Below are 23,827 nucleotides of genomic sequence, written 5' to 3'. Positions count from 1 at the left end.
CGACGTGACCGCGCGCCCCCGACTCGCCGTCCTCGGGCCCGTGCTGGTCGAGGGGCCCTCGGGTGAGCCGACGACCGTCACCGGGGCGCTCGCACGGTCCTTCCTCACCGCGCTCGCCCTCGCGCCGGGGCGCTCGCTGTCCACCGGCTCCCTCATCGACGAGCTGTGGCCGGACGACCAGCCGCGAGGAGCGCGGGCGGCCCTGCAGACGATGGTGTCCCGCCTTCGCCGGACGACCGCCGAGGGACTCGTCCGGTCCACGGCGACCGGGTACGCGCTCGGCTGCGACACGGACGACGTCGACCTCCTGCGGACGGAGCGTGCGGCGGCGACCCCGGACGTCGACGCGCTCGAGTCCGCGCTCGCGCTCTGGCGCGGTGCACCCGGCGAGGACGTCGAGGGCGACCTCGGTGACGCGCTCGCCGGCCGGGCCCGTGCAGCCCGGCGCGCACTCCGGCGGGCGCTGGGGTCCGCGCTGCTCGACCTCGGCCGGGCCGACGACGCCGCCGAGGTCTGGTCGGCCGAGGTGGCCGCCGACCCGGTCGACGAGGTCGCCGTCGCCGGGGCGATGCAGGCGCTCGACGCCGCCGGTCGGCCCGCCGTGGCCGTCGCGGTCTTCGCCGCACACCGCGAGCGGCTGGTCGAGGAACTCGGCGCCGACCCCTCCGCCGAGCTGGTCCGGCACAACGCGGACCTGCTCCGCCGGTCGGCGGCCGAGAGCGGTCGCGCCCGTCGCATCGGCCTGCGCGCCGCCCCGAACGCGCTGGTCGGACGGGAGGCCGACCTCGCCGCCGTCACGGACCTCCTGTCGCGCGGACGGCTGGTCACGATCCTCGGCCCGGGCGGCCTCGGCAAGACGCGGCTCGCGCAGGCGGTCGCGGCGGACCTGCCGGACGGGACCGCGGTGGTGGTGGCCGAGCTCGCGTCGATCGCGGCCGCCGAGGACGTCGTGCCCGCCCTCGGTGCCGTGCTCGGGATCGCCGAGGTCCGCTCCGCCCGCACCCTCCGCGACCCGGTCGTCACCGATCTGTGGGGCCGGGTCGTCCGCGCCCTCGCCGACGGGCCGACGGTGCTGGTGCTCGACAACTGCGAGCACCTGCTCGACGCCGTCGCCGCGCTCACCGCCGAACTGCTCGCCGCCGCCCCGGAGCTGCGGGTGCTGACGACCTCCCGTGCACCCCTCGCGATCGCCGGCGAGGTCGTGGCGCCGCTCGCGCCGCTGCCGGTCGAGGACGACGGGGCCGCCGTGCGCCTCTTCACCGAGCGTGCCCGGGCAGCGCGTCCCGGCGCGGTGCTCCCCGTCGACGCGGTGCGCCGCATCTGCGCGCGGCTCGACGGGTCGCCGCTCGCGATCGAACTGGCCGCGGCACGGATCCGCGGCATGAGCACGGACGAGATCGAGCGCCGGCTCGACGACCGCTTCGCACTGCTCCGCGGCGGGGACCGGAGCGCCCCCGAACGGCACCGCACGCTGCTCGCCGTCATCGAGTGGAGCTGGCGACTGCTCGGCGCCTCCGCCCAGGACCTCCTGCCCCGACTCGCGCTCTTCCCCGACGGCCTCGCGGTGGACGCGGTCGAGGCCGTCGCGTCCGAGGGACACGAGGACGCACTCGACGACCTGGCGGACCTCGTCGAGCAGTCGCTCGTGCAGCTGGTCGAGCGCGAGGGGGAGCCGGTCCGGTACCGCCTGCTCGAGACCGTCCGGGAGTTCGGGGCCGCGCGACTGACCGAACGCGGGCGCACCGAGGACGTCCGCTCGGCCATGGTCGACTGGGCTCGCGCGTTCGCCGCGGACCGGAACCTGCTCGCCATCGCCGGTCCGGAGCAGACCGAACGGTTCCACGAGGTGCGCCGCGAGGCCGACAACCTCGTCGTGCTGCTGCGCTGGGCGCTCCGGGCCGAGGACGCGCCCGCGGCGGCGCAGCTGTTCGCGGCCCTCGGCGCGTACTGGACGCTCCGGGGCACGCAGGGGGAGATCACCGCGGTCGGCCCGGACGTCGTCGGACTGCTCCGACGCGAGCCCCCGGCGCCGGACGACCGGGTCGCGGCGCACGTCTGCCTCGTCGTCGTCGGAGCGGCCGCGGCGTTCGACGACCGGCGGACGACGGCCTGGGCACGCTCGACGCTCCGACGGTGGCGGCGGACGTCGACCGCGGGGCAGCCCGTCGTCGACGCCCTCGTCGCGGTGTTCCTCACGGTCGGACGGCCCGCGGAGGCGACCGCGCTCCTCGCCCGCCTCCGCGACGACCCCGAGGACGGCGTCGCCTGCATCGCGAACCTGCTCAGCGCGCCGCTCGCCGAGAACGACGGGGACCCCGCCTCGGCACTCCGGTACGCCGCTGCCGCACAGGCCCTCGCGGCGCGGACCGGCGACGCGTGGACGACCGGCACGTCCGCGGTCACGATGACGCAGCTCCTCGCCCAGAGCGGGCGCTACGACGAGGCGTTGACGGTGGCCGAGGCGGCTCGAGACCGCCTGGAGCGCTTCGGCGCCGACGACGACCTCTCGGAGATCGGGTGGTCCGTCGGGCTCGCCGCAGCGGCGATCGGCGACGTCGACCGGGCACGGTCGGTCGCCCGCGACCTGCAGCACCGCCCCGCCGGGGGTCGCGGGCCCGAGGCGGACGGGTCCCAGGTCGCGGTCGTCGTGCTGGCGATCGAGGCCGAGTGCCGACGCGCGGAGGGCGACCCGGCGGCAGCCGCCGAGCAGTACACGGCCGCGTGGGAGGTGGCCGCCGAGCGCCGCGGACCCGCACCGAACTGGCGGCTCATGGCCGGGGCGGCACGCATCGCCGCCGTCGACGAGACCCGGGGCGGAGGCGCCGGTCTGACGGACGCCGAGCGCGAGGTCGCTCGTCGGATGCGGAACGCCACGCTCGCGCTCCTGCGGGTCCGGCCCTGGTGGACCGACCTGCCGGTGGTCGGGACGACGCTCGCCGGACTCGCGGTCGCCGCGGCCCGTGACGGCCTCACGGGCGAAGCAGCACGGTGCTGGGCGCTCGCGCGGCGGTTCGGCACCCGGCAGGACTTCGCGGTGCTCGCGCACGCCCGCCTCCGGCCCCTGCTGGCGGCGGCCGTCGGGGACGACGTGCTCGCGAACGCCGAGACGGCCTCGGCCCGCTGGGAGCGGGACGAGGCCGAAGCGGCGACACGGGTGCTGCTCGAGGACCTCCGGGACGCGGTCCGACGGCGACACCGGGACTGACGACCGGGGTCAGGCCTTGCGCATGTACGAGCGGACGGTCAGCGGGGCGAACACGGCCACGATGACCGCGGCGCCGAGCAGGCTGATCCAGAGGTCGCCGGTCACCGCACCGTGGTTGACGAGCTCGCGGACCGCGGTGATGAGGTGCGACACCGGGTTGACCTCGGTGAACCAGCGGAGCCAGCTCGGCAGCGTGTCCACGGGGACGAACGCGTTCGACAGGAACGTCAGCGGGAAGAGCACGAGGTTCGCGATCCCCGAGACGCTCGACGCGGTCCGGGCGATCACCCCGAAGTAGGCGAAGATCCAGCTGATCGCCCAGGCGACGACGATGACGAGGAGCCCGGCGAGCACCACCGCGGCCGCACCGCCCTCCGGCCGGAGTCCCATGATGATCCCCACCGTGAACGTGATGGTGGTCGCGATGGCGTAGCGGACGGTGTCGGCGAGCAGGGCGCCGGCGAGCGGGGCGATGCGCGCGATCGGCAGGGACTTGAAGCGGTCGAACACGCCCTTGTCCATGTCCTCGCGGAGCTGGACACCGGTGACGATCGACGACGTGATGTTCGTCTGCACGAGGATGCCCGGGATGATCACGGGCAGGTAGCTGCCGATGTCGCCCGAGATCGCGCCACCGAAGATGTACGTGAACATGACGGTGAAGACGATCGGCATGAGCGTGACGTCGAAGAGCTGCTCGGGCGTCCGCCGTATCTTCACGAGCCCGCGGTAGGCCATCGTGAACGACTGCCGGACCGTCGCGCCGAGGCCGGACGAGCCGACCCCGGCTCGGGGCGTCACCCGCGGGGCGCTGGTGGGGGTGGGGGCGATGGTGGTCATGCGATGCTCCCTTCGAGCTCGCGCTGGGCGTCGTCCTCGGCTTTCGCCGGGGCGCCCGTGATGGTCAGGAAGACCTCGTCGAGCGTCGGCTTCTGTACGCTCATCTCGGCGAGGGAGATGCCGGCCTCGCGGAAGGACACGAGCAGGTCGGTCACGCGGTCGGGGTCGGTCATCGGGGCGGTCAGACGGGACCCCTCCGGGCTCGCGACCGCGTCGACGCCGAGGGTCGTGCGGACGATCGCCCTGGCGGCGTCGAGCCGGAGCCCGTCGGTCAGCCGGAGCTGCAGGGACGAGGTGCCGATCGACGCCTTGAGCTCGTCGCCCGTGCCCTCGGCCACGACCCGTCCGTGGTCGATCACGGCGATGCGGTCCGCGAGCTGGTCCGCTTCGTCGAGGTACTGCGTGGTGAGCAGCACCGTCGACCCCGTCGCGACGAGCTCGCGGATGGTGTCCCACATCTGCGCCCGGGTCCGGGGGTCGAGGCCGGTGGTCGGTTCGTCGAGGAAGATGAGCGGTGGCTGCGCGATGAGGCTCGCCGCGAGGTCGAGCCGCCGTCGCATGCCGCCGGAGAACGCCCTGAGCGGCCGGGACGCGGCCTCGGTCAGGCCGAACCGCTCGAGCAGCTCGGACGCCTTCGCGCGGGCGTCGCGCCGGGAGAGCCCGAGCAGCCGCGAGAAGATGACGAGGTTCTCGGTCGCGCTGAGCGTCTCGTCGACGCTCGCGTACTGGCCGGTCACGCCGATGAGCGAGCGGACCGTCTGGGCCTCGCGCCGGACGTCGTGTCCGAACACGCGGGCCTCGCCGGCGTCCGCCGTGAGCAGGGTCGCCAGCATCGAGATCGTGGTGGTCTTGCCGGCGCCGTTCGGGCCGAGCACGCCGTAGACCGTGCCGGCCTCCACGCGGAGGTCGACACCGTCGACGGCGCGGTTCGTCCCGAAGGTCTTCACGAGGCCGGAGGCCTCCACGGCGAGGGGTGTCGTGGTCATCGAGGGGTTCCTTTCGTCGATGTCGGGGTCGATCGTGCCGTCGACCGCTCACACGCCACTGACGCGCCGCTGACACCGCTACCGTGGGGGCGTGAGCGACACCGAGAACCCCGACGGCGTGCGGCTGCGGCTCGACATCGCCTACGACGGCGCGGCGTTCTCGGGGTGGGCGCGACAGCCGGGGCTCCGGACCGTCCAGGGGGCGCTCGAGACCGCGCTCGCCACGGTCTTCACCCGCTGGGGCGAACCGCCGCTCCTCACCGTCGCCGGTCGCACCGACGCCGGCGTCCACGCCACCGGCCAGGTCGCGCACCTCGACCTCGCCCCGGAGCAGTGGGATGCCCTCCGTGCCAAGCGCGGCAGCACCGGGCGCTCGCCGCTGGACGGGCTCGTGAAGCGCGTCAACGGCATCGCGGCCCCGGGCGGGGACGTCGTGGTCACGCGGGCATCGGTCGCGCCCGAGGGGTTCGACGCCCGGTTCTCGCCGCTCTGGCGCCGCTACCAGTACCGGGTCGCGGACGCCGACAGCCCCCGCGACCCACGACGACGGGGGCACACGACGTGGCACCCGACGCGTCTCGACCCCGCGGCGATGGAGCGCGGTGCGCTGACGCTGCTCGGGTTGCACGACTTCGCGACCTTCTGCAAGCCGCGTGAGGGCGCGACGACGATCCGGACGCTCCAGGAGTTCCGCTGGGACCGCGAGCCGGACGGCACACTGGTGGCGAGCCTCCAGGCCGATGCCTTCTGCCACTCCATGGTGCGCGCGATGGTCGGGGCGACCATCGCGGTCGGCGAGGGCCGCTTCGGCGCGGAGCGCCTCGAGGAACTGCGGACGGCGCAGCAGCGCACGAGCGAGTTCACGGTCGCGCCCGCCCGCGGACTCACCCTCACCGAGGTCGGCTACCCCGCCGACGACGAGCTCGCGGCACGGGCCGAGCAGACCCGCGCCCGCCGGACCGACGACGGACCCGCTGACGCCCCCGACGCCGGTACGGTCGGGGGATGAGCTCCCGCACCGCCCGCTCCGTCGTGTCCGTCGCCCCCGGCGTGGTCTTCGTCGAGGGGCCGGTGTCGAACTGGGTGGTGCTCGCCGAGGAGGACGGCGTCTCCCTGATCGACGCGGGCTACCCCGCGGACACCGACCTCGTCCTCGACACCGTGCGGTGGGCGGGGCACGACCTGGACGACCTGCGCCGGGTCTACGTCACGCACGGGCACGTCGACCACGTCGGCGGCATCCCCGGGATCCTCGAGCGGTTCCCGCACGTCGAGGTCCTGGCCCACGCGGACGAGGTCGACAACGTCCGCGGACCCGGCCGGCAGCAGGTGACCCCGGCCGAGATCGGCGGCCGGCTGGCGGCGCCGCGGGTGCTGCGGTGGCTCGTGCGGGCGCTCGGCTCCGACGCCCTCCGTCCGACCGAGGTGCCCACGGTACGGGCCTTCACCGCGGCGGACTTCGCGGGACGGGCGATCACCCCGCTGCCCGCGGACGGCCACACGGCCGGGTCGACCGCGTACCTCCTGCCCGCCGCCGACGCCGTCGTGACCGGCGACGCCGTCGTCTCGCGGCACGACACGCAGCCAGCGTCCTGGGTCCCGCGGCCGCGGATGATCACGCCGTTCTTCACGGCCGACCAGGACCGGGCGCTCGAGTCGGCGCGGGCGCTGCCGATCCCCGGGATCCTGCTCCCGGGACACGGGCCCGCCGTGCACCGTGTCGGACGGTCGTGGGTGCCCGTCGCGTCCTGACCGCACCCGCGCGGGCCGCACAGACCACTGGCCGCGCGGACCCCGGACCGCGCGGACCGCGCGGACCACGGGCGGAGCGCGGCGTAGATCGTTCCGGGACGCAATCATTTACCTGACCGCAACCTGAGGGACCGGTCAGGCAGGTAGGTTCCGAGGGTCGTTGCCCCCCGACCGGGGGGAGCCAACCCACGAACGCGAAGGTCACCATGCTCCGAACCGAACGCTCCGCGGGGGTGGCGCGTCGCACACTGGTGTGCACCGTCACCGCCGCAGCCCTCCTCGCCGCACCGCTCGTCGCGACCGCCCCGGCGTCCGCGAACCCCGACGGCACCGGCCTCGTCATCCAGGAGGCCTACCTCAAGGGCGGCAGCGCGAACCAGCCGTTCACCGACAAGTTCGTCGAGCTCGGCAACCCCACCGACGCCCCGATCAGCGTCGACGGGTGGTCGGTCCAGTACCGTGCCGCGACGAGCACGGGTGCCCCGTCGGTCGGCAAGCTCGCCGGGTCGGTGCCTGCGCACGGCACCTACCTCGTGCAGATGGGCTCGAACGGCACGAACGGTGAGGCACTCCCGGAGCCGGACGCCGTCACCGGGCTCAACCCGTCCGGGTCGACGGGCACGCTCCTGCTGGCCGACCAGGCGACCGCGCTGACCCTGCCCGCCGGCGCGGTGACCACCGGCACGCCCGGTGTCGTCGACCTGCTCGGCTACGGGACGTCGAACACCTTCGAGACCGCGGTCAGGACGACCGGCACCGCCAACTCCGTCCCCGACGCCCTGACCCGCACGGGCACGGCCGACACCGACTCGAACGCGGCCGACTTCACGGTGACCGGCACGATCACACCGGAGAACGCCGCCGGCGAGACGACGCAGCCGACGGACCCGACCGACCCGACCGACCCGACCGACCCTGGCACGCCGACGACACCGGCCGAGCAGGTCACCATCGCGCAGTTGCAGGGGACGAGCGACACCTCGCCGTACGTCGGCGGGACCGTCCGCACCGACGGGGTCGTCACCGCGGTCTACGCGACCGGTGGGTTCGCCGGCTACACGATCCAGACCGCGGGCACCGGCGGCGCACTCGACCTGTCGACGCACACCGCGTCCGACGCGGTCTTCGTGTACTCCGCCGCGACCGCAGCGAAGGTCGCGGTCGGCGACGCGGTCCGGCTGACCGGGACGGTCTCCGAGTTCAACGGTCTGACCGAGCTCACGGTGCCGACCGCAGCCGGACTCGAGCAGCTCCCGAAGGCGGGCGTCGCGGCGCCCGTCCCCGCCACGCTCACCTTCCCGCGCACGGACGCCCAGCGTGAGTCGCTCGAGAGCATGCTCATCGCTCCGCAGGGCGACTACACGGTCGCGGACAACTACACGACCAACCAGTACGGCGAGGTCGTCCTGGCGGCCGGGAAGCAGCGCCTGCTCCAGCCGACCGAGGTCGCGCGTCCGGGCAGCGCCGAGGCCGCTGCCGTGACCGCGGACAACGCGGCGCGCACGGTCGTCCTCGACGACGGTGCCAGCACGAACTTCCTCAGCGCCGCGAACCAGTCGGTCCCGGCCTCCTGGCTGACCCAGGGCCCGGTCACCGTCGGCGCCGCCGCGACCTTCCGCGAGCCGGTCGTCCTCGACTACCGCAACGACGCGTGGAAGTTCCAGCCGACCTCGCCGATCACCGGTGCCACCCCGGCGGCCGACCTGCCGGCGTCGTTCTCGAACGTCCGCACGAGCGCGCCGGAGAACGTCGGCGGCGACATCCGTCTCGCCGGCTTCAACGTCCTGAACTACTTCCCGACCACCGGCGACCAGCTCGCCGGCTGCACGTACTACACCGACCGCGACGGCGACCCCGTGACGGTGCGCGGTGGGTGCGACGCCCGCGGTGCCGCGAACGCCGACGACCTCGGCCGCCAGCAGGTGAAGATCGTCAAGGCGATCAACGGGCTCGGCGCCGACGTCGTCTCGCTCGAGGAGATCGAGAACTCGGCCCGCTTCGGCCAGGACCGTGACGCCGCCGTGGCGACCCTCGTGTCCGCCCTGAACGCGGCGACCGGCAAGGACACCTGGGCGTACGCGAAGTCGCCGGCGAAGCTCCCGGCCAGCGAGGACGTCATCCGTCTCGCGCTCATCTACAAGCAGGACCGCGTGCAGCCGGTCGGTGGGTCGACGATCCTGACCGACTCCGACGCGTTCGCGAACGCCCGTCAGCCGCTCGCCCAGGCCTTCGCCCCCGTCGTGGCGAAGCCCGGCAAGGGCAAGGGCGTCGAGAAGCCGAAGAAGGCGGACACGTTCCTCGTCATCGCGAACCACTTCAAGTCGAAGGGGTCCGGCACGGGAGCCGACGCGGACCAGGGCGACGGCCAGGGCGCGTCGAACGCCTCGCGCGTCGCGCAGTCGAAGGCGCTCGTGGCGTTCTCGACCGCGATGCAGAAGACGGCGGGCACCGACAAGGTGTTCATGCTCGGCGACTTCAACGCCTACAGCCAGGAGGACCCGGTGCGGGTCCTCGACGACGCCGGGTACACGGACCTCGGCCCGGCCGAGGACCCGACCGAGTGGTCGTACGTGTTCGGTGGCCTGAGCGGTTCGCTCGACCACGTGTTCGCGTCCAAGGCGGCCCTGAAGACCGTGACGGGCGTGGACATCTGGAACATCAACTCGGTCGAGTCGGTGGGGCTCGAGTACTCGCGCTACGACTACAACGTCACGGACCTGTACCGCGACGACGTGTACCGCGCGAGCGACCACGACCCGATCCTGGTGGGCATCGACCTGCCGGGCGTCGGGCAGCCCGGGAAGCCCGGCGACGGACCGGGGAAGCCCGGTGACGGACCCGGGAAGCCCGGCCACGGCGCCGGACCGGTCGCGGCCGCCATCGCGGCCCTGATCGCCTGGTTGCGCGGCCTCTTCGGCTGACGGCCGTCCTGACGGACGGAACCACCTGACGGACTGGAGGCGCGGTGCCAGCGGGCACCGTGCCTCCCGTCCGTCTCGGCGCGCGTTCGACAACGCGAGCCGCGTCGGGTATGCTCTCACCTTGGTCTGCGCGCCCCGTGCGCCGGACAGTCAGATGAGCCCTCCACCGGGCAGTTCCACGTGCATCGCGCGGGGAACACCCACCGGAGCGGGATTCACGGACTCCTCACCTCGACACGAAAGCAGCACTCCTGTGACTCGTACGTTCTCCCCGAAGCCGGCAGACGTCCAGCACGACTGGATCGTCATCGACGCGACCGACGTCGTCCTCGGCCGCCTCGCCACCCACGCGGCTGCGCTCCTGCGCGGCAAGCACAAGGCCACCTTCGCCCAGCACATGGACATGGGTGACTACGTCATCATCATCAACGCGGACAAGGTCGCCCTCACCGGCTCCAAGCTCGCCAAGAAGGTCTACTACCGTCACTCGGGCTACCCGGGCGGCCTCACGGCGACCTCCTACCCGGAGATGCTCGAGAAGCACCCGACCCGCGCCGTCGAGAAGGCGATCCGCGGCATGCTGCCGAAGAACACCCTCGGCCGTGAGCAGCTCAAGAAGCTGAAGGTCTACGCCGGCGCGGAGCACCCGCACGCCGCGCAGCAGCCCAAGGCGTACACCTTCGACCAGGTCGCGCAGTAACGACGGCCACGACGACTTCAAGGACTGATACAACTCATGGCACAGATCGCTGACTCCCTCGACCAGACCCCGGAGAGCTTCACCACGGAGAGCGCACCCGCCGCTGCCGAGGCCGCTCCCCGCCAGATCCTCAACGTCTCGGGCGGTGCCGTCGGGCGCCGCAAGGAGGCCATCGCCCGCGTGCGCCTCGTCCCCGGTGGCGGCGCGTTCACGGTCAACGGCCGCACGCTCGAGGACTACTTCCCGAACAAGCTGCACCAGCAGCTGATCAACGATCCGTTCAAGGTGCTCGAGCTCCTCGGCGCCTACGACGTCACCGCCCGCATCACCGGTGGTGGCCCCTCGGGTCAGGCCGGTGCGCTCCGCCTCGCGATCGCGCGTGCGCTGAACGAGATCGACCGCGAGAACAACCGCCCGGCGCTCAAGAAGGCCGGCTTCCTCACCCGTGACGCCCGCGTCATCGAGCGCAAGAAGGCCGGTCTCAAGAAGGCCCGCAAGGCGTCGCAGTTCTCGAAGCGCTAGTCGCTCACCGAACCCGATCGCAATGCCGCGTCTGTTCGGTACCGACGGTGTTCGTGGTCTCTCCAACGGCGAGCTGACGGCCGCGCTGGCTCTGGGTCTCGCCCAGGCCAGCGCGGCCGTGCTCACACACGGACACCATGCGGACGCCCGCCGTGCGTCCGGTCGACCGCGTCCCCGCGCGGTCCTGGCGCGCGACCCGCGCGTCTCCGGCGAGTTCCTCGGTGCTGCCGTCGCAGCCGGGCTCGCCTCCGCCGGCGTCGACGTGCTCGACGCCGGGGTCATCCCCACCCCCGCTGCCGCGTTCCTCGTCGCGGACATCGACGCCGACTTCGGCGTGATGATCTCCGCGTCGCACAACCCGGCGCCCGACAACGGGATCAAGTTCTTCGCCGCCGGTGGCCGCAAGCTGCCCGACGAGGTCGAGGACCGCATCGAGGCGGCCATGCACGACCACTCGGCGCCGACCCCGACCGGCGGCGACGTCGGCCGGATCACCCGCTTCGCGGACGCCGAGGACCGCTACGTCGTGCACCTGCTCGGCACGCTCCCGGCCCGGCTCGACGGGATCCACGTCGTGCTCGACTGCGCCAACGGGGCCGCGTCGGCGGTCTCGCCCGAGGTGTTCCACAACGCCGGGGCCAAGATCACCGTGATCGGTGCCGACCCGAACGGCGTGAACATCAACGACGGTGTGGGCTCGACGCACCTCGACAACCTCGCCCGCGCGGTGCTCGAGGCCGGCGCCGACGTCGGCATCGCGCACGACGGCGACGCCGACCGCTGCCTCGCGGTGGATGCCGCCGGCAACCAGATCGACGGCGACCAGATCATGGCGATCCTCGCGCTGTCGCTCAAGGAGCGCGGGCAGCTCCACGACGACACGCTCGTCGCGACCGTCATGTCGAACCTCGGGCTCATCCGGGCCATGTCGGACAACGGCATCGCGGTCGAGCAGACCGCCGTGGGTGACCGGTACGTGCTCGAGCGCATGAACGAGGGCGGCTTCTCGATCGGCGGCGAGCAGTCCGGCCACGTCATCCTCAACGAGTTCGCCACCACCGGCGACGGCATCCTCACCGGACTGCACCTCGTCGCCGAGATGGCACGGACCGGCAAGTCGCTGGCCGAGCTCGCCGCGTGCATGACGGTGTTCCCGCAGGTGCTCCTCAGCGTGCGCGGTGTCGACCGGACGGGGCTCGACGACCAGGGCGTGCAGGACGCGGTCGCGGCGCACACCGCCGCGCTCGGCGACTCCGGACGGGTGCTCCTGCGGCCGTCCGGCACCGAGCCCGTCGTGCGGGTCATGGTCGAGGCGGCGTCCCAGGCCGATGCCGAGCGCATCGCCGAGGACCTCGCCGACGTCGTACGCGCGCGGCTCGCGATCGAGGACGCCGCGTAGGGTCCGCCCTGCTGGAGCGGTGCCCGGCGCGAATCTCCGCCGCACAACCAAAGACCCCCGGAACCGCGCGATGCAGTGGTTCCGGGGGTCTTTGGTTGTGCGCAGGCCGTCGGCACCGCACGTGCGGCGGCACCGCACGTGCGGCGGGGCCGCACGTGCGGCGGGGCCGCGGGTGCGGCGCAGCCGCGTGTGCGGCGCTCGCTCAGATCTTCCGGAGCAGCACCGAGTTGACCTTGTGGTTCGCGCCCTTCTTGAGCACGAGCGTGGCCCGGGAGCGCGTCGGCAGCACGTTCTCGACGAGGTTCGGCTCGTTGATCGCCCGCCACACCTCGGTCGCCGTGCGCACCGCGTCCTCGCGGGAGAGCGAGGCGAAGCGGTGGAAGAACGAGTCCGGACTGGAGAACGCTTCCTCCTGCAGAGCGAGGAACCGGTCGACGTACCAGGACTCGATGTCCTTGGTCTTCGCGTCGACGTAGATGGTGAAGTCGAACAGGTCGGACAGCGCGAGCCGCCCGTTCGTCGGCGCCGCGAGCACGTTCAGTCCCTCGACGATGAGGACGTCCGGCTGTCGGACGACGACCTCGGCGTCGGGCACGATGTCGTACACGAGGTGCGAGTAGAACGGCGCCCGGACCTCGGCGGCCCCGCTCTTGACCTGGCTGACGAAGCGGAGCAGCGATCGGCGGTCGTACGACTCCGGGAAGCCCTTGCGGTCCATGATCCCGCGGCGTTCGAGTTCGGCGTTCGGGTAGAGGAACCCGTCGGTGGTCACGAGCTCGACCCGTGGCGTGTCCGGCCAGCGCTTCGTCAGCTCACGGAGCAGGCGCGCGACGGTCGACTTGCCGACGGCGACCGAGCCCGCGACGCCGATGACGAACGGCGTCCGGCTCGCGCGTTCCCCGAGGAAGGCGGAGGTCGACGCGTGCAGGTTGCGGGCGCCGGCGGCGTACAGCGTCAGGAGGCGCGACAACGGCAGGTAGACCTCCTGCACCTCCTGCATGTCCAACCGGTCGCCGAGCCCGCGCAGCTGCACGATCTCGGTCTCGGTGAGCGACAGGTGCTCCTTCGGGGCGAGCTGCGCCCACTCGTCGCGGGGGATCTCCACGAAGGGGGTCGGGTGCGCGACGGCGGTGTCCGTGATCGGCATGGGGACGAGCGTACCGACGGGAGGCCCTGATCACGTGAGCCGACCGGCTCACGTGCACCGCGCCTCCCGTCAGCACCGTCAGGACCGTCAGCACCGTCAGGCGGGCAGGGCCGCCTCGATGGCGGCGACGACCTCGGGGGCGTCCGGCTTGGTGGTCGGACGGAAGCGCGTGACGGTGCCGTCGGGCGCGACGAGGAACTTCTCGAAGTTCCACGAGACACGGCCGGCCTTGCCGGAGGCGTCCGGGGTCTCCTTGAGGGCCTGGTAGAGCGGGTGGGCGCCCTTGCCGTTGACCTTGACCTTCTCGGACATCGGGAAGGTGACACCCCAGGTGGTGGAGCAGTACTCCTCGATGGCCTCGGACGAGCCGAGCTCCTGCAGGAACTGGTTGCTCGGGAAGCCGAGGACGGTGAACCCACGCGGGCCGTACTCCTTCTGGAGCGCCTCGAGCTGCTCGTACTGCGGCGCCAGCCCGCAGCGGGAGGCGACGTTCACGACGAGGACGGCCTTGTCCGCGAACTCCCCGAACGTGGTCTGCTCACCGTGCAGCGTCGTGATCTCGATGTCGTCGAAGCGTCCCATGGCCGAAACGGTATCCCTCTCGTGGCGGGCATGCAGGGTGGGCATCCAGCCAGACCGTAGGATCGAGCGCATGTGTGGAATCGTGGGCTACGTCGGCACCAACAGCAGCCAGGACGTCCTCCTCGGTGGTCTCCGTCGGCTCGAGTACCGTGGCTACGACTCGGCGGGCATCGCCGTCGTGGACGGCGCGTCGGACCTCGCCTCGGCGAAGAAGGCCGGCAAGCTCCAGGCCCTCGTCGACGAGCTCGAGGCGCACCCGATCGCGGACGGCGGCACCGGCATCGGGCACACCCGGTGGGCGACGCACGGTGGCCCGACCGACGGCAACGCGCACCCGCACCTGGCCGACGGCGGCAAGCTCGCGCTCATCCACAACGGCATCATCGAGAACTTCGCGGAGCTCCGCGCCGAGCTGGAGTCCGACGGCGTCGCGTTCACCAGCGAGACCGACTCCGAGGTCGCGGCCCACCTGGTCGCGAAGTCCTTCCGCGACACCGGCGACCTGACGGCGGCCATGCAGCAGGCGGTCCAGCGGCTCGAGGGCGCGTTCACGCTCCTCGTCGTGCACGCCGACCAGCCGGGCGTCGTCGTCGGCGCCCGCCGCAACTCGCCGCTGGTGGTGGGGCTCGGCGACGGCGAGAACTTCATGGGCTCGGACGTGGCGGCGTTCGTCGCGCACACGCAGCGCGCCCTCGCGATCGGGCAGGACGAGATCGCCACGATCCGTCCCGACGGCGTCGACGTCATCCACTTCGACGGCACCCCGGCGACGCCGAGCGAGTTCGAGGTGAACTGGGACGCGTCCGCGGCCGACAAGGGCGGCTGGACGTCGTTCATGGCGAAGGAGATCAGCGAGGAGCCCGAGGCCGTCGCGAAGACGATCCTCGGCCGCGTGCACGACGGCGCGGTGACCCTGACGGACCTCGACCCGATCGCCGACCGGCTCGCCCAGGTCGACCGCGTCATCGTCATCGCCTGCGGTACCGCGGCGTACGCCGGCATCCTCGGCAAGTACGCCATCGAGCAGTGGGCGCGCGTCCCGGTCGAGGTCGAGCTCGCCCACGAGTTCCGGTACCGCGACCCGGTGCTCGACGACCGCACGCTCGTGGTCTCGATCAGCCAGTCGGGCGAGACCATGGACACGCTCATGGCCGTGAAGTACGCCCGCGAGCAGGGTGCGCAGGTCCTCTCGATCTGCAACACCCAGGGTGCGACGATCCCGCGCGAGTCCGACGCGGTGATCTACACGCACGCCGGGCCCGAGGTCGCCGTGGCCTCGACGAAGGCCTTCATCGCCCAGGGCGTCGCGCTGTACCTGCTCGGGCTCCACCTCGCGACGCTGCGCGGGACCCTGACGGCCGAACAGATCGCCGAGCAGGTCGCCGAGCTCGAGGGCCTCGCCCCGAAGCTGCAGCAGACCATCGACGACGCGTCCGGCATCAAGGACCTCGCCCGCTGGATGGCGGACACCCGCAGCGTGCTCTTCCTCGGCCGCCACGTCGGGTACCCGATCGCACTCGAGGGTGCGCTCAAGCTCAAGGAACTCGCCTACATCCACGCCGAGGGCTTCGCCGCGGGTGAGCTCAAGCACGGGCCGATCGCCCTCATCGAGCCGGGCCAGATCGTCTTCGTGATCGTGCCCTCGCCGCGTGACAGCCGCTCGCTGCACCCGAAGGTCGTGTCGAACATCCAGGAGATCCGCGCACGCGGGGCCCGGGTGATCGCCGTCGCCGAGGAAGGGGACGCCGCCGTGCTGCCCTTCGCGGACGAGGTCCTGCGCATCCCGCTCGCGACGCCGCTGTTCGAGCCGCTGCTCGCGGTCGCGCCGCTGCACATGTTCGGCATGGAGCTCGCCGCGGCCAAGGGCCTCGACGTCGACCAGCCGCGCAACCTCGCGAAGTCGGTCACCGTCGAGTAGTCGACCGTGATCATCGGCATCGGGGTGGACGTCGTCGACCTGGAGCGGTTCCGGGGTGTGCTCGAGCGCACCCCGGCGCTCCGGACGCGCCTGTTCACCCCGGCGGAGCTCGTGCGGGACGGCGAGCCCCGCCCGCCCGCCTCGTTGGCTGCGCGCTTCGCCGCGAAGGAGGCCCTCATCAAGGCCTTCGGCACGAGCGCCGGACTGAGCTGGCAGGAGCTCGAGGTCGTCGCGGACGACCAGCGGAACCCGTCCCTGACCCTCCACGAGGGCGCACGGCGGGTGGCGGAGCAGCGTGGCGTGACGAACGTGCACCTGTCGCTGTCGCACGATGGAGGGATCGCGACGGCGTTCGTGATCATCGAAGGGAAGCCGGATTGACCAGCCACTTGCTCGAGCCGCGCCGGTCGGCGCGGCTGCACCTGTGCCTCCAGGCCGTCGTGGGTGACGCGCGGTGAGCGCGTTCACCGGGATCACGGTCGACCGGGAGGCCCTGATCGCCAACTACGCGACGGTCGCCGAACAGGTGGCCCCCTCCGGCGTCATCGCGGTCGTCAAGGCGAACGCCTACGGCCACGGCGCCACCGACGCCGCACGGGCGTTCGTGGACGCCGGTGCTGAGTGGCTCGGGGTGGCCGACATCGACGAGGGCATCGCCCTGCGCGAGTCCGGCATCGACGAGGGCACCCGGATCCTCGCGTGGCTGCACGCCCCTGACGAGGACTTCCGCCGCGCGGCGCAGTACGACATCACGCCCGCGGTCTCCAGCGTCTCGCAGCTCTCCGCCGCGGCCGACTCCGAGGTGGGGGCCGTGCACGTCTGCGTCGACACCGGGCTGAGCCGCAACGGTGCGGTCGAGTCCGAGTGGCCGGAGCTCTTCGAGACCGCCGGGCGCCTCGCCCGCAGCGGTTCCCGCACCCGTGTCGAGGGGCTCATGTCCCACCTGTCGAACGCCTCGCGCGCGGACGACCTCGACCAGGACGCCGCACTGCAGCGCGCGCTCGACGGCCTCGCGGCGAACGGCATCGTGCCCGACATGGTCCACCTCGCGGCGAGTGCGGCGAGCATCGCCGTGCCGGAGACCCGGCGCGACATCACCCGGGTCGGCGTCGCGCTGTACGGCTTGAGCCCGTTCGCGGACCGCACCTCGGCAGACCTCGGACTCCGCCCGGCGATGCGCGTCACGGCCGCGGTGCTCCGGACCGTCCCGGTGCGCGCGGGTGAGGGTGCGAGCTACGGCTTCACCTGGCGGGCCGAGCAGGACACCCGCCTCGCGGTCGTCGGGCTCGGCTACGCGGACGGCTTCGACCGAGCGCTCGGCAACCACGTCGCGGTGCGCATCGGCGACCGACGGTTCCCGGTGGTCGGTCGGGTCGCGATGAACGCGATGCACATCGACATCGGCGACGCCGACGTGCAGGTCGGCGACGAGGTCGTGCTCTGGGGCGACCCGGCGAACGGCGACCCCGCGGTCGAGGAGTGGGCGGCGGCGATCGGCACCATCAACTACGAGGTCGTGGCCCGCGTCGGCCGCAGCGTCGAACGGAGGACCACGTGACCGCGTCACTGCGCCAGGCGGCGGTGGACCTCGACGCCTACCGGGCGAACCTCGACCTCGTGCGCGAGTGGATGGACCCCGTCGAGCTCATGGCGATCATGAAGGCGGACGCCTACGGGCACGGGCTCGAGCCCATCGCGCTCGCCGCGGTCGACGCCGGGGTGCGGTGGATCGGCGTCCTCACGGTCCTGGCAGCGCTCCGGCTCCGGGCGATCGGGGTCGACGAGGCCGTCCGGGTGTTCACGTGGCAGCACGCCCCGGACCTCGACTTCCGTGACGCGATCGACTCCGCCGTCGACCTCGGCGTCTCGAACGTGCCCGAGCTGGAGCGGGTCGTCGACGCCGTCGACCACCGTCCGGCGCGCGTGCACCTCGGCTTCGACTCCGGACTCCACCGCGACGGCGCGACGCCGGAGCACTGGCCGGACCTCGTGGCGGCCGCGCTCGAGGCGCAGCGCGCGGGCCGGATCGAGGTCGTCGCCGCGTACACGCACCTCGCGGAGTCCTCCGACGACGAGGACAGCGCCTCCGTAGCGGCCTTCGACGCCGCGGTCGAGCAGGCCGAGGACGCCGGGCTCGACATCCCGCTGCAGCACGTGGCGGCCTCGCTCGCCGGACTGGAGCGCAAGGAGTTCCGGAAGGACATGGTCCGGATGGGCGCGAACCTGTTCGGCATCCCCGGCGCCGACGGGGTCTCCGCGGCCGACCTCGGCCTCGAGGCCGTGATGACGCTCCGTGCCGCCGTCGCGAAGACGAAGCGCGTCCCCGTCGGCACAGGGGTCTCCTACGACTACACGTACCGGACGGCGACGGAGACCACGCTCGTGCTCGTCCCCGTGGGCTACGCGGACGGGGTGCCCCGGCTCGCGCAGGGCCGGCTCGAGGTCGCGATCAACGGGAAGCGGTACCCGATCGCCGGTCGGGTCGCGATGGACCAGTTCCTCGTCGACGTCGGCGACGACGACGTCCGGGTCGGTGACACCGTCACGCTGTTCGGTACGGGCGAGCACGCCGAGATGACCGTCCTCGAGTGGGGTGCGGCGCTCGACACCATCGGCGAGGAGATCGTCTGCCGCATCGGCGCGCGCGTGCCCCGCGTGTACGAGGGGCACGACGCCGAGGGCCACGTCGCCGAGTACCTCCGGGGGGAGCGGTGACCGAGCCGCGCGTCCTGCTCGACATCGAGGTCGACTCGACCGCCGCCATGGGCGAGCTCGGGGCCCGGCTCGCCGGTGTCCTGCGCGCGGGGGACCTCGTCGTGCTGACGGGGCCGCTCGGTGCCGGCAAGACCACGCTGACGCGGGGCCTCGGGGCGGCGCTCGGCGCACGCGGTCAGGTGTCGAGCCCGACGTTCGTGCTCGCCCGGACGCACCCGACCACGAGTGGCCCGGACCTGGTGCACGTCGACGCCTACCGGCTGAGCGACCCCGTGGAGCTCGACGACCTCGACCTCGACTGGGACGGCTCGATCGTCGTGGTCGAGTGGGGCCGCGGGTTCGTCGACGGCATCTCCGAGGACGTGCTCGACGTCGAGATCGTCCGGGCGACCGGGGTGGACGCGACGGACGGCTCGGTCGACGAGGGCGACCCCGACGACGTCCCGGACGAGCCGCGGCGGGTGGTCGTGACCGGCGCCGGACCGCGCTGGGCCGACATCGTCCTCTGACCGACCGCCCTCGACCGGTGGCCCACCGGTCTGACGCAGGTCAGCGCAGGGCGAGCACCTGCTCGGCCACGAGGTCGGGGCGGGCGACGAACGGGTGGTGTCCGGTCGGGACGTCGACCGACCGGGTGGCGCGTGCGGCGTACAGGCGCTGCAATGATCCGCCACTCCCGACCAGCTGGGACGTGCACCACCTGACCGCGGGTGTCTGGACGAAGATCGGGCTGTGGGCCACTGTCGAGAACACCGGATCCCCGGTCGCGCTGCGGGTCTTCACGACGGATGACACGAGCGGCGGGGGCCCGCTCCTCATCGACGACTGTTCCGTCGTCCCCGAGCCGTGAGCCCGGTACCTGAGCCCGAGACCTGATCCGATGGGGGCGCTCCCGCCCGGACCGCCCGCGTGCGATGACACGCCTACGATGGTCTGGTGCTGCTCGCGATCGACACCTCCGCCGGGACCTCCGTGGCCGTCGTCGACCCCGACTCCCGTCAGGTGCTCGCCGAGCGCAGCACCGAGGACTCCCGCCGGCACGCCGAGGTGATCGGACCGTTCCTCGCCGAGGTCCTCGCCGAGGCCGGCGTCACCCCGGCGGACGTCACCGGTGTCGTCGCCGGGACGGGTCCCGGCCCCTTCACCGGCCTCCGGGTCGGCATCGCAGCGGCCCGCACGTTCGCCGCGGCGCGGGGCGTCCCGGTCCTGCCCGTGGTCAGTCACGACGCGGTCGCGGCGGACCGGGCCGGCTCCACCCCGGTCGTCGTCCTGACGGACGCACGCCGACGCGAGGTCTACTGGTCGGCGTACGACGCCGACGGCGTCCGCGTGGCTGGTCCCGGCCTCGCCAAGCCGGCAGACCTCGACGAGGCGATCCGCGCCTCCAGTCCGGAGGCCGCCACCTGGGAGCGCGTCACCGCCGTCGCGATCCCGGCCGGGAGGCTCGGTGCGGTCGCCGCGGACCGGCTCGCGTCCGGCGCGCCCTTCGCGGACGACACCGCGCTCTACCTGCGCGACCCCGACGTGACGATGCCGGGAGCCCCGAAGCGGGTCGTCCGGTGACGGCGCTGCCCGACGGGTTGCGGCTCCGACCGGCGCACCCGCAGGACCTCGACGACATCATGTGGCTCGAGCACGTGTCGTTCCCGACCGACGCGTGGTCGGCGTCGCAGATGTCCGGCGAGCTGTACTCCCCGCACGGGTACTACGTCGTGGTGGAGACCGTGGACGAGGGTGCTGCGCCGACCGTCGTCGGCTACGCCGGGCTCTCGTCCCTGGCCGGCAACCCGGTCGCGGACGTGCAGACGATCGCGGTCGCCGCGGGACACCGCGGGCAGGGCATCGGCCGGGCACTCTTCACCGAGCTCCTCGACGAGGCCCGTCGCCGCGGCGTGCGCGAGGTGTTCCTCGAGGTCCGCGCCGACAACCCGGTCGCGCAGGCGATGTACACCGGCTTCGGCTTCGAGCACATCGCGACGAGGCCGCGCTACTACCAGCCCGACGGCGTGGACGCCTGGGTCATGCGCGCGGAACTGCCCGCAGCGAGTGACGCCCCGGCCGCCGGAACCCGGTCCGTCGGACCCATCGGACAGGAGGCCCTCGATGGCTGAACCACTCGTGCTCGGGATCGAGACGAGCTGCGACGAGACGGGGGTCGGCATCGTCCGGGGGACCACCCTGCTCGCGAACGTCATCGCGTCGAGCATGGAGGAGCACGCGCGCTACGGCGGCGTCGTGCCCGAGGTCGCGGCGCGCGCGCACCTCGAGGCGATGACGCCGACGCTGACCGCGGCCCTCGACCAGGCCGGGGTCACGCTCGACGAGCTCGACGCCGTGGCGGTGACGGCAGGGCCCGGCCTCGCGGGCGCGCTCATGGTCGGCGTCGGAGCGGCGAAGGCCCTCGCGGTGGCGACCGGCAAGCCGCTCTACGGCGTCAACCACCTCGTCGGGCACGTCGGCGCGGACGTCCTCCGCTCGGACGGCTCCGAGATCGAGCTGCCGACCGTCGCGCTCCTGGTGTCCGGCGGCCACACGTCGCTGCTGCTCGTGCGCGACCTCGTCGGCGACGTCGAGCTGCTCGGCGAGACGATCGACGACGCCGCGGGTGAGGCGTTCGACAAGGTCGCACGGCTGCTCGGCCTGCCGTACCCGGGCGGCCCGCAGATCGACAAGGCGGCAGCCGACGGGGACCCGACGGCGATCCGGTTCCCCCGCGGCCTGACGCTGCCGAAGGACATGGCGGCGCACCGCTACGACTTCTCGTTCTCCGGGCTGAAGACCGCCGTCGCCCGCTGGGTGGAGCGGCGCCGCAACGAGGGCCGGGAGGTCCCGGTCGCCGACGTCGCGGCGTCCTTCCGCGAGGCCGTGGTCGACGTCCTCGTGACGAAGGCCCTGAACGCCTGCCGGGACACCGGCGTCGACCGGCTCCTGCTCGGCGGGGGCGTCGTCGCGAACGCCCGGCTCCGAGCGGTGGCGACGGAGCGGTGTGCAGCCGCCGGCGTCGAGCTGCGGATCCCGCCGTTCGACCTCTGCACGGACAACGGCGCCATGATCGCGGCCGTCGGGGCGCGACTCGTCGCCGAGGGGCACGCGCCGAGCGACCTCGGGATCGCCGCCGACTCCACGCTGCCGGTCACGACCGTCCAGGTCTGAGGTCCCGGGCGGACCCTGCTCCCGTGTGGAACGATGGGGTCCGGCGTCCGTCGAGCGGCGCCGGGAGGGGTGGACACGGTGTCCGATCAGAACCATTGGCCGCGGCCGGGACAGTCCGACGGGCAGGCTGACGACGGCCGACCGGGATCGTCGCAGTCCGACGGCGCCCGTGCGTCCGACCCGACGTCCGCGCCGGGGGCGGCTCCGAGCGCACCGCAGCCACCGAGTGCGCCGCAGCCGCCCGAGAACCCGTGGGCGCAGCGCTCGGGGACCGACGGGCAGCAGAACCCCTACGCGGCGCCGGGCAACCCGTACGCGGCGCCGGGCAACCCGTACGCCGCGCCGGGCAACCCGTACGCCGCGCCGAGCCAGCAGCCGTTCGGCAGCCAGGCGCCCTCCGGCGGCCAGCAGGACGGTAGCCAGCCCGCCGGTGGCCAGCACTACGGCGGCCAGCAGCAGTACGGCCAGTACGCCCCGCCGCAGTACGGCGCCCAGCCGTACTCGGGCCCCTACGCGTCCACGGGGTACCAGCCCTACGCGCAGCGACCCAAGAACAGCACCCTCGCGATCCTGTCGATCGTGTTCGCCTACGCCGGCATCCTCATCTGGCCGATCGTGATCCTGACCAGCCCGGCCGGCGCGATCATGGGGCACATCGCCCTCGGGAAGATCAAGCAGACCGGCGAGGGCGGCCGAGGTCTCGCGCTCGCCGGGATCATCGGAGGCTGGGTCCTCACCGGGTTGTGGATCCTCGGGGTCGGCGCGCTCATCGCCTTCTCCATCGCCACGCGAAGCTCGTACGACTCCTACGACACCTCGGGCACCGGCGCGTTCGTCCTCTGACCGCCGCACCCCCGGACCACCACGACGACGGCCCCCGCACACGCGGGGGCCGTCGTCGTCCAGCGGGTTCCTAACCGGCCACCGCACCCAGCCGCTCGCAGAGGACCGCGGTGTGACGTCCCTCCAGGCGGGTGAGCACGAGCGTCACGGAACGGCGTCCGCGCAGCCGCAGCCGCTTCCGGAACTGCGCCGGGTCGACGTCGACCCCACGCTTCTTGATCTCCACGGTGCCGACGTCGTCCGCGGCCAGCCGGGCGGCGAGCTGCTTCACGTCGAGCGGCATCGTGTCGACCACCCGGAACCCCTGCGCGAACGGCGTGGTCACCGCGCGGTCCGACGTCACGTACGCGATGCCGTCGGAGAGCATGCGGCCGTCGACCGCCCGGGCGAGGTCCCCGATCAGCCGGGCGCGGATGACGGCTCCGTCGGGCTCGTAGAGATACGCACCGAGTCCACCGACCTCGACGTCGGGCGCATCGGCTTCCCCGGTCATCTCCGCCGTGCCGTGCGCTCCGATGACCGTCGCTGCTCGGCGCACCCCGGGACGGGCGAGCGGGCCGAACCAGAGGGCGAGTTCGACGACCTCGCGGTCGACGGACACCCACTGCGCCTCGGCGGTGTCGGGGATGAGGTCGCGGTCGATGCCGGGCCCGAGCTTGACGCCCGTCGGGGTCGTGGTGGCGGCGGCGAACACGGTGTCGAGCGACGGCGACCAGTCGTCCGGGTCGGCGAGCCGTCGGGTGGCGCCGTGGCCGGGGGTCCGGCGCGCGGGGTCCATCCAGACACCGTCCACCCGCGTGAGGTCGAAGTCGGCGGCGTCGCCGAGCTCCACCCGCGCGGCATCCCACGGTGCGAGGTTGTGTGTCGCGACCGCCGCGGTGACCTCGTCGCGGTCCACGGCGGTGACGTCGAGGTCGAGCGCGGCCATCGCCATCGCGTCCCCGCCGATCCCGCAGCCGAGGTCGGCCACGCGGGTGATTCCGGCCGCGGCGAACCGGCCGGCGTGCTGCGCCGCGACCTGGAGGCGGGTGGCCTGTGCGAGCCCGGCCTCGGTGAAGAGCATGCGGGAGGCGAACGGTCCGAACTTCGCGCCGGCCTTCTGCCGGAGCTTCGCCTGGGTCAGGACGGCCGCGACGAGGCCCGG

The 23,827-nt window shown here is 73.1% G+C and carries 22 protein-coding genes; 17 read left to right on the top strand and 5 right to left on the bottom strand.

Going from position 1 to position 23,827, the window contains the following annotated elements:
- The first annotated feature begins 4 nt into the window (after positions 1 to 4).
- Complete coding sequence (locus tag IEY20_RS04745) at positions 5 to 3,205, top strand: ATP-binding protein (protein WP_175328276.1); 3,201 nt, start codon at positions 5 to 7, stop codon at positions 3,203 to 3,205.
- 9 nt (positions 3,206 to 3,214) lie between these two features.
- Here the strand turns inward: IEY20_RS04745 and IEY20_RS04740 are convergent, their stop codons facing one another.
- A complete protein-coding gene (locus tag IEY20_RS04740; protein ID WP_175328275.1) occupies positions 3,215 to 4,045 on the bottom strand; it encodes an ABC transporter permease in 831 nt (276 codons plus the stop codon).
- On the bottom strand, positions 4,042 to 5,031 hold the full coding sequence (locus IEY20_RS04735; RefSeq protein WP_175328274.1) for an ATP-binding cassette domain-containing protein: 990 nt from the start codon (positions 5,029 to 5,031) through the stop codon (positions 4,042 to 4,044). The genes IEY20_RS04740 and IEY20_RS04735 overlap by 4 nt, the downstream gene beginning before the upstream one ends.
- Before the next feature lie 91 nt (positions 5,032 to 5,122).
- Here IEY20_RS04735 and truA point away from each other — a divergent pair, with 91 nt between their 5' ends.
- From truA to glmM, 6 genes are all read left to right on the top strand, one after another.
- A complete protein-coding gene (gene truA / locus IEY20_RS04730; protein WP_229727877.1) occupies positions 5,123 to 6,040 on the top strand; it encodes a tRNA pseudouridine(38-40) synthase TruA in 918 nt (305 codons plus the stop codon).
- Positions 6,037 to 6,783 carry an MBL fold metallo-hydrolase gene (locus IEY20_RS04725; RefSeq protein WP_175328273.1) on the top strand — a complete coding sequence of 249 codons (747 nt, stop codon included), beginning with the start codon at positions 6,037 to 6,039 and terminating at the stop codon, positions 6,781 to 6,783. The genes truA and IEY20_RS04725 overlap by 4 nt, the downstream gene beginning before the upstream one ends.
- A 206-nt stretch (positions 6,784 to 6,989) precedes the next feature.
- Positions 6,990 to 9,704: an ExeM/NucH family extracellular endonuclease gene (locus IEY20_RS04720; RefSeq protein ID WP_175328272.1), complete on the top strand. Its 2,715-nt coding sequence runs from the start codon at positions 6,990 to 6,992 to the stop codon at positions 9,702 to 9,704.
- 253 nt (positions 9,705 to 9,957) lie between these two features.
- Positions 9,958 to 10,404 (top strand): 50S ribosomal protein L13, encoded by a 447-nt coding sequence (gene rplM / locus IEY20_RS04715; protein ID WP_022904636.1) that lies wholly within the window; start codon positions 9,958 to 9,960, stop codon positions 10,402 to 10,404.
- A 36-nt stretch (positions 10,405 to 10,440) separates the two neighbouring features.
- The gene (gene rpsI, locus IEY20_RS04710; RefSeq protein ID WP_175328271.1) at positions 10,441 to 10,926 is read left to right on the top strand and encodes a 30S ribosomal protein S9; all 486 of its coding nucleotides are present in this window, start codon (positions 10,441 to 10,443) and stop codon (positions 10,924 to 10,926) included.
- Between the two features lie 22 nt (positions 10,927 to 10,948).
- Positions 10,949 to 12,325 carry a phosphoglucosamine mutase gene (gene glmM, locus IEY20_RS04705; RefSeq protein WP_175328270.1) on the top strand — a complete coding sequence of 459 codons (1,377 nt, stop codon included), beginning with the start codon at positions 10,949 to 10,951 and terminating at the stop codon, positions 12,323 to 12,325.
- 202 nt (positions 12,326 to 12,527) lie between these two features.
- Here glmM and coaA read toward each other — a convergent pair whose 3' ends face one another.
- On the bottom strand, positions 12,528 to 13,472 hold the full coding sequence (gene coaA / locus IEY20_RS04700) for a type I pantothenate kinase (protein ID WP_175328269.1): 945 nt from the start codon (positions 13,470 to 13,472) through the stop codon (positions 12,528 to 12,530).
- A 96-nt stretch (positions 13,473 to 13,568) separates the two neighbouring features.
- A complete protein-coding gene (locus IEY20_RS04695; protein ID WP_022904633.1) occupies positions 13,569 to 14,054 on the bottom strand; it encodes a glutathione peroxidase in 486 nt (161 codons plus the stop codon).
- A 70-nt stretch (positions 14,055 to 14,124) separates the two neighbouring features.
- Here IEY20_RS04695 and glmS point away from each other — a divergent pair, with 70 nt between their 5' ends.
- The 10 genes from glmS to IEY20_RS04640 all read left to right on the top strand — a co-directional run bounded on the left by glmS (position 14,125) and on the right by IEY20_RS04640 (position 22,683).
- Entirely contained in the window at positions 14,125 to 15,972 is a 1,848-nt protein-coding gene (gene glmS, locus IEY20_RS04690; RefSeq protein WP_175328268.1) for a glutamine--fructose-6-phosphate transaminase (isomerizing), read from the top strand.
- Positions 15,973 to 15,978: 6 nt separating this feature from the next.
- On the top strand, positions 15,979 to 16,353 hold the full coding sequence (locus IEY20_RS04685) for a holo-ACP synthase (protein ID WP_022904631.1): 375 nt from the start codon (positions 15,979 to 15,981) through the stop codon (positions 16,351 to 16,353).
- Between the two features lie 73 nt (positions 16,354 to 16,426).
- The gene (gene alr, locus IEY20_RS04680) at positions 16,427 to 17,530 is read left to right on the top strand and encodes an alanine racemase (protein ID WP_175328267.1); all 1,104 of its coding nucleotides are present in this window, start codon (positions 16,427 to 16,429) and stop codon (positions 17,528 to 17,530) included.
- On the top strand, positions 17,527 to 18,687 hold the full coding sequence (gene alr, locus IEY20_RS04675; protein ID WP_175328266.1) for an alanine racemase: 1,161 nt from the start codon (positions 17,527 to 17,529) through the stop codon (positions 18,685 to 18,687). The genes alr (IEY20_RS04680) and alr (IEY20_RS04675) overlap by 4 nt, the downstream gene beginning before the upstream one ends.
- 47 nt (positions 18,688 to 18,734) lie before the next feature.
- The gene (gene tsaE, locus IEY20_RS04670) at positions 18,735 to 19,196 is read left to right on the top strand and encodes a tRNA (adenosine(37)-N6)-threonylcarbamoyltransferase complex ATPase subunit type 1 TsaE (RefSeq protein ID WP_175328413.1); all 462 of its coding nucleotides are present in this window, start codon (positions 18,735 to 18,737) and stop codon (positions 19,194 to 19,196) included.
- 182 nt (positions 19,197 to 19,378) lie between these two features.
- A complete protein-coding gene (locus IEY20_RS04660) occupies positions 19,379 to 19,537 on the top strand; it encodes a hypothetical protein (protein ID WP_175328265.1) in 159 nt (52 codons plus the stop codon).
- Between the two features lie 86 nt (positions 19,538 to 19,623).
- The gene (gene tsaB / locus IEY20_RS04655; protein ID WP_175328264.1) at positions 19,624 to 20,250 is read left to right on the top strand and encodes a tRNA (adenosine(37)-N6)-threonylcarbamoyltransferase complex dimerization subunit type 1 TsaB; all 627 of its coding nucleotides are present in this window, start codon (positions 19,624 to 19,626) and stop codon (positions 20,248 to 20,250) included.
- Positions 20,247 to 20,798 carry a ribosomal protein S18-alanine N-acetyltransferase gene (rimI, locus tag IEY20_RS04650; protein ID WP_229727876.1) on the top strand — a complete coding sequence of 184 codons (552 nt, stop codon included), beginning with the start codon at positions 20,247 to 20,249 and terminating at the stop codon, positions 20,796 to 20,798. The genes tsaB and rimI overlap by 4 nt, the downstream gene beginning before the upstream one ends.
- Complete coding sequence (gene tsaD, locus IEY20_RS04645; protein WP_175328263.1) at positions 20,791 to 21,840, top strand: tRNA (adenosine(37)-N6)-threonylcarbamoyltransferase complex transferase subunit TsaD; 1,050 nt, start codon at positions 20,791 to 20,793, stop codon at positions 21,838 to 21,840. The genes rimI and tsaD overlap by 8 nt, the downstream gene beginning before the upstream one ends.
- A gap of 78 nt (positions 21,841 to 21,918) precedes the next feature.
- Positions 21,919 to 22,683 (top strand): DUF4190 domain-containing protein, encoded by a 765-nt coding sequence (locus tag IEY20_RS04640; protein ID WP_175328262.1) that lies wholly within the window; start codon positions 21,919 to 21,921, stop codon positions 22,681 to 22,683.
- A gap of 70 nt (positions 22,684 to 22,753) precedes the next feature.
- Here the strand turns inward: IEY20_RS04640 and IEY20_RS04635 are convergent.
- Positions 22,754 to 23,827: class I SAM-dependent methyltransferase (locus IEY20_RS04635; RefSeq protein WP_188888937.1), on the bottom strand; the 1,074-nt coding region annotated here is incomplete at its 5' end.

It is taken from the genome of Curtobacterium luteum, assembly GCF_014646995.1.
GTDB classification, from domain to species: domain Bacteria; phylum Actinomycetota; class Actinomycetes; order Actinomycetales; family Microbacteriaceae; genus Curtobacterium; species Curtobacterium luteum.
Note: the sequence above shows the minus strand (reverse complement) of the source record. Positions and strands in the feature narration are given on the sequence as shown.